Below are 14,836 nucleotides of genomic sequence, written 5' to 3' on the forward strand. Positions count from 1 at the left end.
CGCCTTACGCCCGCTGCTTGTCTCGCCGGCGAGAATTGATCTGCGCCATCAGGATCGGGCCAAGCGAGAATTCGCCGACCTCGGCTTTTCGCGTCAGGCCGCGCAGATAACCGCCGGCGGAATTGATCGCCGTCCCGCGCTGCAGGATACACGCGACGACGATGGCTGCGGGCACCTCGCCCATAACCTTTTGCGCCTCCTCCCAGGCGCTCGGACTGATGCCCAGCATCGATCGGACAACAGCCGCGGTAGCGAGGAAATCGCGCCAGTTCGAAACCCCACCCTTCGCATAGTCGACGATGTCGGAGCACGCACTCAAGACCATTCCTAACGGATACGCTCCCTCCCCGACTGGCGAGGGTTGAGGTTTGGGCTCAGCTCCCGCCGCCCTGCCTTCTCGAAGGACAGGTTCAAGATCAATAGGGGCGTCTGGTTTTGAATTCTGTATGTGGCGCTCAGTGTGGGACTCATTGGCACTCGGATTCTTGGATTTGATGTGCGCTTCCAGAAGATTGAGTACGTCATCGGCAAGCTGGGACAACTCGTCGGCGATCGGCTCGAGCTGCTGCCGGGTGGCCGTGCGCGGAATCTGGTCGACGATCGCGCGGAAGGCGGCGTGCACAACCTGCCAATCGGCAGGCCCCTGCCCTCCCCTTCGCGTCGGAACGGCTTCCTCGATGCCAGTTGCAATCATCTTCGCGATGTCGCGCCGGCAGAGCGTGATGCGCTCTCGTACGAGTTTGAGTGCGCGGGCCTCGGCTTCGATATCGGCCGCCAGGCTCTCGAACTCCTCCGAGCGCACGACCAGCGGCGACAGATCGAAGCCGAAGGCGAGCTCGATTTCGCCGGCGTTGTCCTTTCGTGCATACCGCTTGCCATTCGGACTGTCGCGCCGAACGATCAGGCCCGCGTCGACCAGCACAGCAAGGTGACGACGAAGCGTCGATGCCGGCATGCCATGCGCGCGCCGAGTGAGTTGATGGTTTGACGGAAAGACAATCAGATCATCCTCCCCGGTGAGCGCGGTCTCGGGATGGAAGGTTAGGAGCGCGTTCAATACCGACAGCGCGCGCTCCGACACACCAAGGCGCGGCCGTGCCGTGCAGATGGCGTGGAAGATCTTCCACTTGTGCACGATCTTTTCGGGGGGGCGTTCCGTTGCGACCATCTGGCTTGCCACATGGGCAAGCGTCAACGGTCGCCGCCCAAAGGGCGTCGTTGGAGAGTGTGACTGCATGTCTTTGCCTCAGCTGGGCAAAGAAAATCTGCTCGCCGAAACAGCGATAAAATCGCGTAGAAACTCTTGACTGCGATTCGCGAAAGTGATTCTCTGTCAGTCGCCAAACTTGAAGAGAAGGGCTTCCGGAACTCCGTTTCGGGGGCCTTTTTTCTTTTCCCTTGTCTGCTCCTGGTTCGTGTTTACGGGACGAGGCCGTCAGGCCTCGGTAGTTTCCTGGCCGCCCGTCTTGGAAAAGGCGTCGAAGATGGCCGGGAGTTGGTCCACAAGAAATGCCGCGAATGTCGCCGAGACATTCTTGTCGATGGTAAGCTTCAATTCGCGCTCGACCTGACGCACGTGCGCAATCTTGTCCCCGGATGCGGAAAAGACTGGCTTCTCTTCCGATGGCTTCGACGTCCCCGCGGGAGATGGACGGCTTGCTGCTGAGAATGCTGCGAGAAATCGCGCGTCGGTTTCCCGCTCTGCAAAGTTCGGGTCAGCGATCACCGCTCTGACACGTTTGAGCGCCGCGGCATCCTTGAGTAATTCAGCGAAGGACTGCCAGCGGCCGCGGCCAACTTTCGGAGCCTTCCCGATTGCTCGAACGACTTCGGGTGGAACCGATCGAGCGACGGCAAGGAGTTTCGAAGCCTCAGCCCGATCGATCGACAACGCATCCTGCACGATTGACCGGCTATGCCCGGCATCTTCGATATGCATCGCGAAGCTGGCGCGCTCAATGAAACTCAGATCCTCACGCGGTGCGTTCTCGAGTCCTTGCGCCACGACAAGGGCTTCATCTGACAGCGATCGCAGGATCGCTTTGACGGAAATACCCAATTCGCGCGTGGCGCGGACGCGGCGATGACCATACGCGCTTTGATAGCGCCCTTTTGCTTCAGGATGCTCCCGAACGAGAATGGGCACCTCTTGGCCACGTTGTGCGATCGACTGTTTGAGTGCTTCGAACGAGCTATCATCATTGTCGCGAAACCGGTCGGACAGGGGTGACGGATCAATAAGCGAAGGGTCGATTTCAAGGATCACAGCCCCAGACGCGATTCTTTCGCGAAGCTCCTCGTTCTCCTTCTCGACTTCGGAAAAAGAATCCTTCAACGAGCGGACCGAGCCCGACGAGACCCGCGGCAAGGCAGCGGGCACGTTGTCAGCTGACAACGTGCTTGATTGCGGGGCCGTGAAAAGGCTCTTGATAGTGTCAGTACGTTTGCTCATCGACCCCACACCTTCTTAAGAAGTTGCGCGATTTCGGCATTGACCGCGTCGACTGATTCCAACGCGCGGTCGTAAGCGCCCCGCCCTACCGCGCCGCGCTCCAGCTCATAAAGTGATTGCTTGGTGAGGCCAGCATTGGCGATTGCAGTCGATTTCCAAACAGTGGCCTGGAGCACATCCGATCCAAAGAGATTACGAAGGAGGGCCACGATTTGAGCTTCGGGCACGTCGTTGGGATCGTGACGCGTGATGACGTACCGGATGAAGTCGTGGTCGAGTCGCCCGCCGGCTTCCTCGATGACGGACATGAGATCCGACGTCATGAGGAGAAATTGGCTCATGGATGCGACATCGACCATCTGCGGATGGATGGTCACGAGCATCGCGGTGGCCGCGTTTAGCGCGCCCATGGTCAGGTAACCAAGTTGGGGTGGGCAGTCGATAACGACGACATCGTAGTCGTCGGCAACCTGGTCGATGGCGCTGGCGACTCGGCGAAAGAACAGGTCGTGTCCGCGTTCACGCCGCTCGATCATTGCGCGAGGCGTGTGGTGCTCGAACTCCATCAGCTCAAGATTGCCCGGAACAAGACCTATCCCGTCAAAGTAGGTCGGCCGGACGATGTCGCGCATCGGCCGGCGGTGCTCGTCATACCGGATGGCACCGTAGAGAGTTTCATTCGCCCCAATATCAAACTCGGGCTGGTACCCGAACATCGCGGAGAGCGACGCTTGCGGATCGAGGTCAATGGCAAGGACCCGAAAGCCGGCAAGGGCGAGGTATTGGGAAAAATACAATGCCGTCGTCGTCTTGGCGGACCCGCCCTTGAAGTTGGCGACGGTGATAATTTGGAGCTTGTCGCCCGGCTGGCGGCGCGGGAGAAATTCCGACGCTTCTCGGGGCCGCGCCGTGGCTAGATACGCGCGCAGCTCATGAATCTGAGCCAGGGTATAGGATCGGCGGCCCCCAAGTCCGGTCGCTGGGGTCGGTCCAAGTCCGTCGAGGGAGAGCTGTCTGAGATAACCATCGGAGACGCGGACAATTCGCGCAACCTCCCCTGAGGAGAACGAGCGGAGAGACTTACTGGCTGAAGGCGGGAAAAGCGTTGTCGCCAGCGAGCGAAGCTGGCCGGAAAGGATGCCGGCGTGCCGGGTGATCCGGGCAGACGCAGTCTCGCTCATGGTAAGTGAATCTTCCGCTAAGCTCGGCATTTGCTTTCTCAAGACGGTTTCCGCGCGTCAGACGCCTAATCACCGTCTTGAGAGATGGCCACGATTCTATGATTTGAGCAAGAATTAAAGGGTTAACGAGTTGTTAACGCCCAATGGCGCGCTGCCCACAAGCAATGGCGTCTTTCGGTGCATCGTGCGGCTGTTGTCAGCTGACAACAAAGCCTCCAGTGACTGGGCGGAACTCTACTTTAGCATGAGTCGGCGCCCCCCGCTCCCGCCGCTGCTTCGAAAGGTGCAGCCTTGTGCATCGTCTCAATCAAAGAGACCCTCCCGCGCAGCTCCCGCAAAGTGCTCCGAACCGTCCCCCTCCCCCACTCTTGCCAGCGCGGGCCGCCGCGACACTATTCACCGCGGATGATGTGATGGCACGCTGCATCCAGCCCCCGTCAACCCCGCTTCAGCCGCCTCGTCAGCGACACCGGCCTTTCAGCGCCCACGTTGGACGGGCGAAGAGTCGGCAACGTCGGCTCACTATTCCCGAGCCGTCGCAGATGAATCGAGGGCTTCCCCGCCTACTGTACCGCCGCCAGGCAAACACGCTGTCGACGCTTCGGTCCGGATCTGCTGGACAAGCCCCGCCCGGCGCGCGGCGAGCGGATATTCGAGGCAGTCCTCCTTGGTATTAAAATACCATTCCTTGGTATTAAAATACCATAGTCGCCGAAGTCTCCCAAATCCACGACGCTGGATAAACGCCTCTTGCAACGGGGACTTTCCGCAGCGGCGCCGCGTTCCCGCGTGCCGCCAACGGCGGGTCCTGGGTGCCATCCCGTTCGCGACCGCGACCGGATAGGCGACCTGGACTCGGTTCGCCACCTCGGCCGCGCACGACCAAGCAGCAGAGAACGGTCTCGCCCGGCTCAATTGTAATGGCAGTGACTTGGCCCGGCTTCGGACAGCCGGCCGAGGCGACGTCCGTCGCCAAGCTTGAGATGCGCTTGGTTCGGCGCATTCGCACGCAGGGGCGCGGCATCGCTGGAGTTCGGGATGGGGCCATCACATGCGACATTGGGATGACCCGGTCGAGGGGTGAATCGACCTCGCGGCGGACTGTCCTAATCGAGTTCAAGAAGACGAGGCGCCCAGTGCCGAAGGCCAGCCGCTCCTTTGGATAGTAAGCAGCAAAGCAGCCGCACCGAGCCTTGGCCCGATGGGAGATCCGCTGAGATCCGAGCTGCGAGCCACTCCAACATAGCGACATCGGACGGGCGGAACTCTTGCCAGATAACAGCGCCCCGGGAAGAGGTTGTTGTCAGCTGACAACAGGGGGCTTGCCTGGGAGATGTTGTCAGCTGACAACATCTCCCTGTTGCGCTGGCTCCCAATGCCAATCAGCACAGGCTCGCGGGAAGCACCAAAGAGGAGGGGGGCATTCATAGAATGCTAACCTTAAAAATTCGGCCTCGGACGAGTTTCGCGCCAAGCTTCGAGATAGGCGAGGTCAGAGGCCCGGGTAGGCGAGGTCAGAGGCCCGCGCCCGCAGACTATTCTCGCCATGCCCTCGCGCGCGAGGTGCTTCAGCGTTTCGACGTCGTCGTCGGTCAGGAGCGCGGCGAGCCGGTCACGCCGTTCCATCGGCAGGATCGCCGAGAGCGTATCGAGCCGCAGCGCCCGCCGGGTTTCGGGGTCGGAGATCAGCGGGGCGGGAGGTGATGTCGTCCATCGGCGTTGCTCAGTCAGAAGCCGTAAGTTCGATCCGCCCAGCGCAGCAGCACGCGGGCGTCGGGGTCGGGCAGGCGCACGCGCTGCGCCTTCAGGCCTTGCGCAATCGCCAGCCCGACGTCGGGATCGACCCAGTGGCCGTGGATCATCAGGAAGAACCAGCCGAAGGGCAGGCCGATCTCGCGGTCCACGTCCTCGATCCGGTCCATCAGGATATGAATGGACGCATCCTTTGGCGGCGCGAGGCGCTCGGCCAGCGGCTGCAGCGGCCGGGGGACAAAGCCGACTTCGCGCTCTCCCTTGTGCGTATAATCGCGGACATCGAGCGCCCAATGTTCGAAGACGCGATGCGGCCTGGCGCTCGAGTCCTCCCAGTCCCGAAAGAACCGTAACTCCCGAGGCACGTAGTCGAACCAATCCGGGGCCGCCTCAAGAAACGGGGTTTCGCGCGTCCCCCAAGGTCCGACTTCGCGAATGACACGCCCCTCCATCTCGGGCCGCTTGGCTTCGCGTTTCTCGCGTTCGATGCGGCCGCAACGATCGAGAAAACTGCGAACGTGGATCACCGCGCCGCCGGCTCGACCGAGGAGGCGATAGACCGGACCGGCCAGGCGATCCGACTGAGGCGGCTGATCGGTGCGGGGCCAGCTCGGATCGAGCAGTTCCTCTTGGCCAAACGGGCGGTAGTTCGGATTGACGATCGGGCCGGCTCGCCATTCGATTTCTCGCCCGAGCGCGATCTGAACATAGTCGGCTGCGCCTGGCCCGGTCGGCGCGAAGACAAACGCGCTGGTGCCGCGCCACTCGGTGATCTGCAGGTCCGTCTCTTTCAGGCGGCGCCAAAGCGCATCAATAGCGCCGCCGTCCTTGGCGAGCTCCGCCGTCATCCAGGGCCGCAGTTCGCCAATCCGCGTGCCATCCGGTCGAATTACCGAACGGGTGTCGCGCCAGTAGTCATCGTCGATCCGCGCGGCGCTGAACTGAAAGCCTGGGAAGGCGTGGGCGAGGGCTGGGACGAGGTCGTCATCGGCCGAGGCCGGATCGAGGTCTGTGAGGACGGTCTCGATGGAACCAGCGTCAGGGAGACGGAGAGGGGAGGCGTTCATTGACTATTAACCATAAAAGCCACCTCACACGCCGCGAGGGCCGCGCGCTTTAGCGGGATTGCCGGGATTTCCGTGGCGCGCGATCGGCAGACTGCGCCCCGTCGCCCCGAGCGGGGGCCGAATCGGCGGCCGCCCAGGACCTTGTTGGCCTGCCAATGGCGCAACCGGCCCTTCCTTCTGTGTATCCGAGGTGATATATACGGATACACGCTACGATCTAGAGGAATGCGCATGGCTTTCCACATCAAGAACCCGGAGACCGATGCGCTGGCACGCAAGGTGGCGGCGCTGAAAAAACTCGGCCTCACCGAAGCCGTGCACGCCGCACTCGCCCATGAGCTCGAGCGCGAGCAGGGCAAGCCGTCTTTGGTCGACCTCGGCGTCCAGTTCTGCCGGGATCTGCGCGCCAAGGGCAATCCGGAGCAGGGCCAGCCCGCCGACAAGGCGTTCCGCGACAGCCTGTATGAGGACAGCTGATGTTCATCGACGCCTCGGCGCTGACTGCGTTGTTGACCGACGAGAACGAGGCGCGTGAGCTTTTGGCCCGCCTGCAGCAGACCGGAACGCGTCTGACCTCGCCGCTGGCGGTGTGGGAGGCGGCGGTCGCGGTGGCGCGCGTGTTGAGACTTTCGGTCAGCGCCGCCGCCGAGGCGGTCGAAGACTATCTCGCGCTGATGGAGATCGCCGTGGTCGCGGTGCCGCCGGAGACGGCACGGATCGCGCTCGACGCCTTCGACCGGTTCGGCAAGGGCCGGCATCCGGCGAGCCTCAATTTCGGGGACTGCTTTGCCTATGCCTGTGCCCGGCATCTGGGCCAGCCCTTGATGTTCAAGGGCAGCGACTTTCCGCAGACCGACATCGCGGCCGCCTGAGGCAGCCGCCAGGCTGTCCCTGCAACCGGAAGGGCAGGGGACTTTGTCTTCCGGAAGGGCAAAGCGCCTCAGCATGGCGGGCTCGCAGGCCGATCTGGTGCCCAGATGATGCGACGTCCGGGGGCTCCCAGAACTCAGAATCACCGATTTGCGCCGTGACGTCCAACGCTATCGATAAGGGCTGGTTATCGATAGTGAGAGCTGGCCGGAAACATGCCTCGCTATGACGGAATCCAAAGCTGTGTTAGCTTCCGTTTCGTCGTTTCCTGTTAAGGTTATCAAGACCTTGTCGCCCAGCTACAAAATCCCCGATCCGCTGCCCTGGGCCCAGCTCGCTGTCGCGCTGTCGCTTTCCGTTAGCGATTTCAATTTGAAACGCTTAGCGGCAAATCGACACTTGTGTTTCTGCTTACGATTTCAGCGGGCGTCCGGCAACGCTTTGATCCAGCCGGCATTTCAACCCCGGTCCTTGGAATGTTCGGAAAGACCGTCATGAGCGACGCTCGCGCCCCCAACCCGGCCTTTCGATGCCTCCCTTGAGCGCCCACCTTCCCGATCCACTGCCGTGGCGCGAGCTCTCACGGCCGCTCGCGCGGGCCGAAGACGCGGTAGCGCGGCTGGACGAACGGCTGCGAACGAGCCCGATCCGCGACGGCTGGATCGCCCGAACTCACTTTGCAGATGCCGCCGCCGCACTGTGGCTTGAGGGCGAGCTCGTCCATCTCGAAGACCTCGTGCTGCACGACGCCGGAATGGACATCCGCGCGCCCACCCACGAGCTGATCCGCGCGCACATGGTGTTGCGCGCGCGCCGGCGCATCACCGACGCCGCGCCCGGCTGGGCGCTGTCGCCGGCCGGCCTTGATGCACTGCGGGGCAGGGCAGGGGAGGCGGACGCAACGCGTCACGACGTCGAAGAATCCGAGCCTGTCGACGGCGAAGACGACGCATTCGATCCGCCGATCGCCAAGGGCGAGGATTTTTCTGCGCTGTTCGCGTCGATCGATGCGGCGATCGCCAAGACCGAGGACGTCCTCGCCGGCGCAGGGCGCGAGCTTCCGCAGCCCGCGGCAGAGCGGGACCCGCTGATCTACGACCTCGACTGGGATGAGGACGCGCGCCTCGGCGAATGGCGCGCGACCGTCGACCGCACCCGCGAGCTGCCTCCCACTTTGGCGGCCGCCGTCGTCGCCGAGGCCTGGAGCGCGATCGACCCGCTGCCGCGCGCAACCGGCGTCGGCCGGCTACTCAGCGCCGCGCTGCTGCGCGAGCGCGGAAAAACCCGCACGCACCTGCCGTGCCTCACCGAGGGCGCGAAGGCCGTCCCGCGCGAGCGGCGTCGAAGCCGCGACGCCTCCACGCGCCTCGTCGCTGAGCTCGAGGCGATCGCCGCGGCGGCCGACGAGGGCCTGAAGCAGCACGACCGCTGGCTCCTCGCCCGCTCGTTGCTCATCCGAAAACTCGACGGCCGACGCTCCACCTCCCGGCTGCCGGAGTTGATCGAATATGTAATCTCGCGGCCGCTGGTCTCGGCCGGCATGATCGCCAAAGTGCTCGACATAACGCCCCGCGCCGCTCAGAACCTGGTGGCCGAACTGGACTTGCGCGAGGCGACGGGCCGCGGACGATATAGGGCTTGGGGCGTCTTGTAAGCGCGCCAAGCCTGCGCTCGCGCAGGCGATCCCGCGAGGCGAACGCCGCCGTGACGCGCACACTCGAGGTCGGTGGGCACCTCCGATCGGGCTGCCAAGCTATTGTGCAGGCCACCGCCCCGATGCTTTGAGCGCGCCCCGTCGCCAACGGCGCGAGTATAGGCTGCCAGCAACGCAGCGAGATCGAGGCCCGGTGGCTGCGCCCGCGCAAACCGTGGCGCTCTCTGACGCTCGTCGATGAAATCCGCGAAACGCGTGATCAACCCGTCACGACCGCCTGCGGCCAGGGTTGCTCGACGGCGCCGGCCGACGGCCGCGTCCCCAGCGGCCATGAGGGCATTGTCGGCCCGTTGCGCGAGCAGCTCGAAGCAACGAATGCGCGACGACACCGGCAGGTTGGCGAGCGGCCGGCCTGAGCCTACGCCGGCCACGTCGGGCGCCCGCAGAAGGCGTGCGACCCATTCGTGGATCGTCGACGAACTCTTGGCGATTTCCGCCTTGCAGATATCGTCGATCGACCGTTCCAGCCGCCGCGCCCCCGCTGTGACCGATCTCTTCACGCCGCCGCGCAAGTCGAAACCGCAGCGCACGCAGACATATTGCGGGATCAGGTCCGTCTGAGCGAACGGCGCTATTCCGCTGCGGCAGGCGGGACATCGGTCCCGCAGGCCGCAGCCATGCGCAAAACAGGAGATCCGCGACGCGAGCCGCCACGACCGCCGGAAATAGGGCGCTCGATCGTCGGCGAGACACAAAGCGCAATACTGCATCCAGCTCGAATGGCTCCGGCGCGCGGTCTCGCGCAAGGGCAGCCAAAGCGGCGCCAACGCCTCGTCCGTCATCGCCATCGCCGAGATCACCTCCGGCGCAACGCCCGTCCGAACGCCGAGCCAGGCCGCGAGGTCATGGGGAAGCCGCAGATCGAGGCGGGGCGACCACATCCCGCCGCCAAGCCCGAGCACACCGGCGAAAGTCCGCGGCGCGATGCCATTCGCGATCGCGAGGCGATGGAGCCAGCTCGACAACAATTCGTCGGGCTGCGGGTCGACCACCGCCGGCCACCGCTCGCCAACGACATCGGCGTACCTTTCGCGGATCGCGATGGCAAACCCGGTTTCGCCGCTCACAGCAGACCATCGCGCAGCCGCGCGCCGCGCCGGCGCGAAACAGGGACATAATCCAACTCGTCAACCGAGGCCTTGGTGATTCGCTCCGCGCCGGACGTCGCTGCAGAGACCGCTGCCGCCGTAACGATCGCCACGATCTCGCCAATCAACCCTTCCGAGAGCCGGAAGATCTCTCGCGCCAGCGTCTCATCGGACAAATCGGAACGGCGCGCGAGCGGCAACGCGGCCTCGAGACTATCGAGGAGCGCGAGGAATTCCTCGTCGTAGCGCCAGCGTGGCGCGGCCATCAGTTCGAACCGGCTTGCCATTTCATCGGTCGCGTTGATGAAATCGTACACCGCCACCTCACCGATCAGAACCGGCGATATGTCGAACTGACGGCCGATCCGTCGCAGAAACGCCAGCACCGCCTCCACGTCGCGCGATCGGCCGCGCAGCGCATTGTGGAATTCGTCGAAGATCAGGATTTTGGGCTTCAACCCGTCAAACAGATGATCGATCTGCTCCGCCTTGCGGCCGATATCCCGGCTGTTGCCTGTCGGCGCCCGCAATGCGCTTAGAATGCTTGCGTAGAAATGGGCGAGCCCGGCCCCCTCGCGCGTTTGGACCACCCACACCCGTTGTGACTCGGAGGCTTTCAAATGCGCGACGGCGAACCGCTCGGCAATCATAGTCTTGCCGTTGGCGTAGGGCCCGACCAGCATCAGGCCACGGGTGCGCAAGCTCGGTGGCCGCGACAGCAATTCGTTCAGTCGCTCCATCGCATGCCTGGCGCCGTGATGTCCGATCCAACGCGGCGCCCGGATATAGGCGATCCGCTCCTCCAGGCTGCGGTCGAGATACGGGCGCACATGATCGAGCAGATGGTCCGCCATCTCACCAATCCTCGACCGGCAGCCGGCGCCTTTCGCGGACTGGGCGCTCGGCCGAAGAGGCGGGCAGCGACGGGCGCATGGCCTCATAGGGCTTGCCGGCCTCGGCTGCGTGAGTCCGGCGCACGGCGTCGCGCAGGTCGACCTTCGAAGGTTTCGATCCGTCGACGATCTCGGCGATTTGACGCCGCAACGTCACCTTCTCTCTGTCCGATCGCGCGTTTGCGACGCGTCGACAAGCGCGATCGCCTTCGTGCTCCCACAGCGTCATCGGAGTGAGCAGCCCATCGCGCCGCCCGATGGACTGAAACTCCCTCGTCTCCGGATCCCGGATATAGATGTGGCTGATGTCGCGGGGATCGTATCGCACTTCGAGCCCACCCAGACGGTCCCGTCGCGGGACCAGACCGCCCAGCCACGGCGAATAATAGTCCAACGCGAACATGCTGACGCCCTGCGGGGAGAGGCGCCGTTCCGCCCCCGGCAGAAACGCCAGCACGACCCGCGCCGGATCGTCCTCGAAACGCGGGAGATCGCCGCTATTTCGCGTCCATTCCGCCGCCGGCGCCTTCAATGTCTTCGCATTCTGCTGCTGATTATGGTCGATCACGGCGAGCGCGACGCACCGCTCGAGGTCGGCGAAACTCAGGCGAGCGCGCCGCTCCGCGGGATAACCGTCGCGGTCCGCCACGGATCGACCGGTCGCCCCCGGATGCATCGCGAGAATGGCGTTGAGCTTCCCAAGCAACCTTTCGACCACGCCACCTTCATGGACGCGGCCACGATCGCGGTAGCGTATGCGGACGCCATAATCCTCGCAGCCGCGCTTGAATGCGCGGCCTTTGAACTCTTTCGCGGAATCGGTGACGAGCAGCCGCGGTCGCCCGAACATCGGCCAGGGGTGCTCTATGCCGCGCGCGGTCAGCCAAGCCTCCTTTGGGCACATCGCCTGCGCAAGGCATAGGGCGACGGACAGCGCCGACGGCTTTTCGAGGGTCAGACAAAAGCCGAATATGCAGCGCGTCGCCACATCGGCGACAAGCGTCAGGTACGCCCTGCCGACGAAGACCCCTTCGCCTTCCACCACCTCCACGAAATGGATGTCTGTCGGCGTGTGATCGATCTGACAAACCTCAAGCGGCTTCGACGCGCGGATATATCCCGGTCGCGGCTTGAGCCGCAGCAAATGCTTAGGGTTTGCCGACCGCTTTTTGGCGATGTCCTCAGGGCTGAACAGCGACGGAATGCGGCGCTCGACGGCGCCATAAGAGGGCGAGGCCAGCCCAGCCTCCTCGCAACGGGCGCGGATTTCGGCCACGACAGGCGCTAGCGGCGGCGCCTCCAGCGTCAACCATTGCGCGCGCAAGGTCGCGGCGATGATTTCCTCGACTTCATGGTCAAGCCGCTTCTTCCTGGCGCCGCTTGTGCGCGGCAGTAGCGACGATACCCGCCGATCGGCACGATAGCGCGCCAGCAAATTGTAGACCTGCCGGGTCGAGAGCCGGAGCTCGGCGGCCGCCCGATCTATCGCTGTTCGGTGCGGGTCGGCCTCATCGAGGATCCTGTCAAGTTCACGCGCAACGCGTCGCGCCGCCAGCCACACCTCGTCCGACGGCGTGGACACTGAGATGGTTGTTCGGGTTCGCGTTTGATGCAGCAAGCCGAGCGGTCACTGAAATCGTTAGCGGAAAATTTGGCTCGGTTTACTCCCTAAACCTAAACAATATATGAGCTTTGCGCCGTTGAAATCGGGAAGTGAAAGCGACAACTTGCGACCGCCGAGGACGCGCTTGCCCGCCTCGACGAGCGCCTCGCAAAGAGCCCAATTCGGGATGGGTGGATCAGCCGAAACCACTTCACCGATGCCTGCGCCAGTCTATGGCTGGAGGGCGAGCTCGTCCACCTCGAAGATCTGGTTCTCCATGACGCCGGCATGGATATCCGCGCACCGACCCACGAGCTGACTCGGGCACGCGCCGTGCTGCGCGCCCGCCGTCGCATCGACCGGGAAAAGCCCGACTGGGCGTTGTCGCCGGCCGGCCTTGCCGCCTTGCGCGGCCTGGACGGGACGAGCGACATGGAAGGGGCAGGCGGCGAGCGGGAAGAGGGTGGAGCAGGGGATTGCGATGCGAAGGACGCCGGCGATGGGCTGGAGGCGGCGCTCGAACTAGCCGCAAATGACGATCGGCTGTCTGAGGCGCTCGCTGCCGTCGATGCCGCGATGGCCAAGACCGATCGTGCCCTCGCCAGCGATAGCCCGAGTCAATTCCGTTACGCGACCGATCGCGATCCGCTGGTGTACGACATCGACTGGGACGAGGACGACCGCCTCGACGCCTGGCGCGCCAGCCTCGATGAGGCCCGCAGCCTGCCGCCGACGCTCGCAGCGGCCATCGCGGCCGACGCATGGCGCAGCATCGAACCGCTACAGCACAGGCCATGGCTGGGCCAATTGCTGGCAGCGGCGCTGTTGCGTCAACGTGGCAAAACGCGCTCGCACCTCGCCTGCCTGCACGACGGGCTAAAAACCATCCCGCGCGAACGGCGCCGGTCGCGCGACACAGCGACGCGGCTTGTGGCGGAGCTAGATGCGATCACGGCTGCAGCCGAGGCCGGGTTGAAGACGCACGATCGCTGGCTCAACCAGCGCACCCTCCTCCTTCGGAAACTTACCGGCCGCCGGTCCACTTCCAAACTGCCGGCGCTCGTCGATTACGTGTTGACCCGCCCGGTTGTCTCTGCCGGCATGATCGCTGAAGAATTGGGAATCACGTCACGCGCGGCGTTGAGCCTGGTGATCGAGCTCGGCCTGCGCGAGGCCACCGGGCGAGGGCGGTACCGGGCCTGGGGAATCCTCTAGGAGACCTCGAGGCGGCCGATACAGATCGCACCGCGCTCGAGCGGTTGGCCGACATGCGCGCGTTCAAGATCTTACACATCGTAGTCTCTGCGTTTGTCTCTGCCTTTTGGCAGGCGAAGGCCTCGCCTCTGGCGAGGCCTTCTTGCGCAGGGTTTCAGTCGCGGCTCGGGCGAGACCAGATGAGCGAGTGGCCTTCCTCGCCTTCGATCTCGACCAGCGTCGCGTAGATCGGCGCCGCAAAGCTCGGGTCGTCGAGCTTGACCGAGAGATAGTCGCGGTTCTGCTCCTGGGACTTCTTCTTCCACGCGGCGCCGAACTCGATGGTGCCGGCGAAGATGCGGAAGTCCGGGGCTTTCTCGGAGGTGCGGTCGGCCGCGACGATCTTGGCCTTCACGTTGCCGAGGGCGAGAGTCTTGACGGTACCCACGAAGCCATTGCCGTTCACGGTGAAGTTGCCGATGGTAGCCATGTTCGTATCCTCTTTCGGTTCTCGGGCCGCGACCACCGCGACCTCGATGGCTGTCGTTGACCGAAGGCGATTGGACCGCACCCGAAGGGCCGGCACGAAGTAGAGGGCGGCCAGGGCGAGGCTTTCTTGCCTCGCGAGGAATGGGCGCGCAGCGCCCAGGGGAAGAAAGCCGCGAACGGCCGTTGCGGTCGTGGAATCGAGGCGGAGCGCAGCGACGACGGCCTTCGGTTAGACATGCCAAATCGAGGACGCACTGGGCGCGTCAGGCCGACCGAGGGGATATGACTGGTGAGAAGCAGGCGCACCGCACGACAACGGCGGGGCCACGCAGCCAAGAGACTCGCCCGCGCCCCTGAAGGTTCTTTCAAGCTACGATCACCGCGAGTGGATGCCGGACGAACGCAATTCGTGCTGTATCGCCCTTGAGCTGCTGCGGGAAGACACCCATTGAGGAGCGGACGGATATCTCGGGATCCCAGCGGCCCCACGCGGAAAATCCTACCCGCGCTAGACGAGGTGATGGGGAAGAGCC

The 14,836-nt window shown here is 64.0% G+C and carries 13 protein-coding genes; 4 read left to right on the top strand and 9 right to left on the bottom strand.

Annotated elements, in window-relative coordinates:
• Positions 1 to 4: 4 nt before the first annotated feature.
• The 5 genes from repC to K288_RS0125765 form a co-directional block, all read right to left on the bottom strand.
• A complete protein-coding gene (gene repC, locus K288_RS0125740) occupies positions 5 to 1,237 on the bottom strand; it encodes a plasmid replication protein RepC (RefSeq protein ID WP_027582157.1) in 1,233 nt (410 codons plus the stop codon).
• Positions 1,238 to 1,435: 198 nt separating this feature from the next.
• Positions 1,436 to 2,452: a plasmid partitioning protein RepB gene (repB, locus tag K288_RS0125745; RefSeq protein ID WP_027582158.1), complete on the bottom strand. Its 1,017-nt coding sequence runs from the start codon at positions 2,450 to 2,452 to the stop codon at positions 1,436 to 1,438.
• Positions 2,449 to 3,663: a plasmid partitioning protein RepA gene (gene repA / locus K288_RS0125750; RefSeq protein WP_027582159.1), complete on the bottom strand. Its 1,215-nt coding sequence runs from the start codon at positions 3,661 to 3,663 to the stop codon at positions 2,449 to 2,451. Before repA ends, repB begins: the two co-directional genes overlap by 4 nt.
• Before the next feature lie 1,410 nt (positions 3,664 to 5,073).
• On the bottom strand, positions 5,074 to 5,259 hold the full coding sequence (locus K288_RS54210) for a hypothetical protein (protein WP_027582161.1): 186 nt from the start codon (positions 5,257 to 5,259) through the stop codon (positions 5,074 to 5,076).
• 101 nt (positions 5,260 to 5,360) lie between these two features.
• Complete coding sequence (locus tag K288_RS0125765; protein ID WP_027582162.1) at positions 5,361 to 6,452, bottom strand: hypothetical protein; 1,092 nt, start codon at positions 6,450 to 6,452, stop codon at positions 5,361 to 5,363.
• Between the two features lie 231 nt (positions 6,453 to 6,683).
• Between K288_RS0125765 and K288_RS0125770 the strand changes: the two genes are divergently transcribed.
• The 3 genes from K288_RS0125770 to K288_RS0125780 all read left to right on the top strand — a co-directional run bounded on the left by K288_RS0125770 (position 6,684) and on the right by K288_RS0125780 (position 8,976).
• Positions 6,684 to 6,929 carry a type II toxin-antitoxin system VapB family antitoxin gene (locus K288_RS0125770; protein WP_027582163.1) on the top strand — a complete coding sequence of 82 codons (246 nt, stop codon included), beginning with the start codon at positions 6,684 to 6,686 and terminating at the stop codon, positions 6,927 to 6,929.
• Entirely contained in the window at positions 6,929 to 7,324 is a 396-nt protein-coding gene (locus K288_RS0125775; protein ID WP_027582164.1) for a type II toxin-antitoxin system VapC family toxin, read from the top strand. The genes K288_RS0125770 and K288_RS0125775 overlap by 1 nt, the downstream gene beginning before the upstream one ends.
• Before the next feature lie 527 nt (positions 7,325 to 7,851).
• Positions 7,852 to 8,976, top strand: a complete 1,125-nt coding sequence (locus tag K288_RS0125780; RefSeq protein WP_027582165.1) for an RHE_PE00001 family protein — start codon at positions 7,852 to 7,854, stop codon at positions 8,974 to 8,976.
• On the opposite strand, the gene K288_RS46550 is transcribed toward K288_RS0125780, so the two are convergent.
• The 3 genes from K288_RS46550 to K288_RS0125795 are packed head-to-tail and all read right to left on the bottom strand — an operon-like array spanning position 8,901 to position 12,599.
• Positions 8,901 to 10,103, bottom strand: a complete 1,203-nt coding sequence (locus K288_RS46550; protein ID WP_064737358.1) for a TniQ family protein — start codon at positions 10,101 to 10,103, stop codon at positions 8,901 to 8,903. The two genes, K288_RS0125780 and K288_RS46550, sit on opposite strands and share 76 nt — an antisense overlap.
• On the bottom strand, positions 10,100 to 10,978 hold the full coding sequence (locus K288_RS0125790) for a TniB family NTP-binding protein (RefSeq protein WP_027582166.1): 879 nt from the start codon (positions 10,976 to 10,978) through the stop codon (positions 10,100 to 10,102). The genes K288_RS46550 and K288_RS0125790 overlap by 4 nt, the downstream gene beginning before the upstream one ends.
• 1 nt (position 10,979) lies before the next feature.
• Complete coding sequence (locus tag K288_RS0125795; RefSeq protein ID WP_244443248.1) at positions 10,980 to 12,599, bottom strand: Mu transposase C-terminal domain-containing protein; 1,620 nt, start codon at positions 12,597 to 12,599, stop codon at positions 10,980 to 10,982.
• A 201-nt stretch (positions 12,600 to 12,800) separates the two neighbouring features.
• Here K288_RS0125795 and K288_RS46555 point away from each other — a divergent pair, with 201 nt between their 5' ends.
• Positions 12,801 to 13,835, top strand: a complete 1,035-nt coding sequence (locus K288_RS46555) for an RHE_PE00001 family protein (RefSeq protein WP_051334724.1) — start codon at positions 12,801 to 12,803, stop codon at positions 13,833 to 13,835.
• A gap of 154 nt (positions 13,836 to 13,989) precedes the next feature.
• Here K288_RS46555 and K288_RS0125805 read toward each other — a convergent pair whose 3' ends face one another.
• Positions 13,990 to 14,304 (bottom strand): DUF736 domain-containing protein, encoded by a 315-nt coding sequence (locus K288_RS0125805; protein WP_244443250.1) that lies wholly within the window; start codon positions 14,302 to 14,304, stop codon positions 13,990 to 13,992.
• Positions 14,305 to 14,836: the final 532 nt, after the last annotated feature.

The organism is Bradyrhizobium sp. Ai1a-2 (assembly GCF_000426245.1).
GTDB lineage: Bacteria > Pseudomonadota > Alphaproteobacteria > Rhizobiales > Xanthobacteraceae > Bradyrhizobium.

Excerpts from the sequence above, each read along its gene's own strand:
- K288_RS0125790 (WP_027582166.1), bottom strand. The coding sequence starts at position 10,978 with ATGGCGGACCATCTGCTCGATCATGTGCGCCCGTATCTCGACCGCAGC.
- K288_RS0125765 (WP_027582162.1), bottom strand. The coding sequence starts at position 6,452 with ATGAACGCCTCCCCTCTCCGTCTCCCTGACGCTGGTTCCATCGAGACC.
- K288_RS0125805 (WP_244443250.1), bottom strand. The coding sequence starts at position 14,304 with ATGGCTACCATCGGCAACTTCACCGTGAACGGCAATGGCTTCGTGGGT.
- repA (WP_027582159.1), bottom strand. The coding sequence starts at position 3,663 with ATGCCGAGCTTAGCGGAAGATTCACTTACCATGAGCGAGACTGCGTCT.
- repC (WP_027582157.1), bottom strand. The coding sequence starts at position 1,237 with ATGCAGTCACACTCTCCAACGACGCCCTTTGGGCGGCGACCGTTGACG.
- K288_RS0125775 (WP_027582164.1), top strand. The coding sequence starts at position 6,929 with ATGTTCATCGACGCCTCGGCGCTGACTGCGTTGTTGACCGACGAGAAC.
- K288_RS0125780 (WP_027582165.1), top strand. The coding sequence starts at position 7,852 with ATGCCTCCCTTGAGCGCCCACCTTCCCGATCCACTGCCGTGGCGCGAG.
- K288_RS0125770 (WP_027582163.1), top strand. The coding sequence starts at position 6,684 with ATGGCTTTCCACATCAAGAACCCGGAGACCGATGCGCTGGCACGCAAG.
- K288_RS54210 (WP_027582161.1), bottom strand. The coding sequence starts at position 5,259 with ATGGAACGGCGTGACCGGCTCGCCGCGCTCCTGACCGACGACGACGTC.
- repB (WP_027582158.1), bottom strand. The coding sequence starts at position 2,452 with ATGAGCAAACGTACTGACACTATCAAGAGCCTTTTCACGGCCCCGCAA.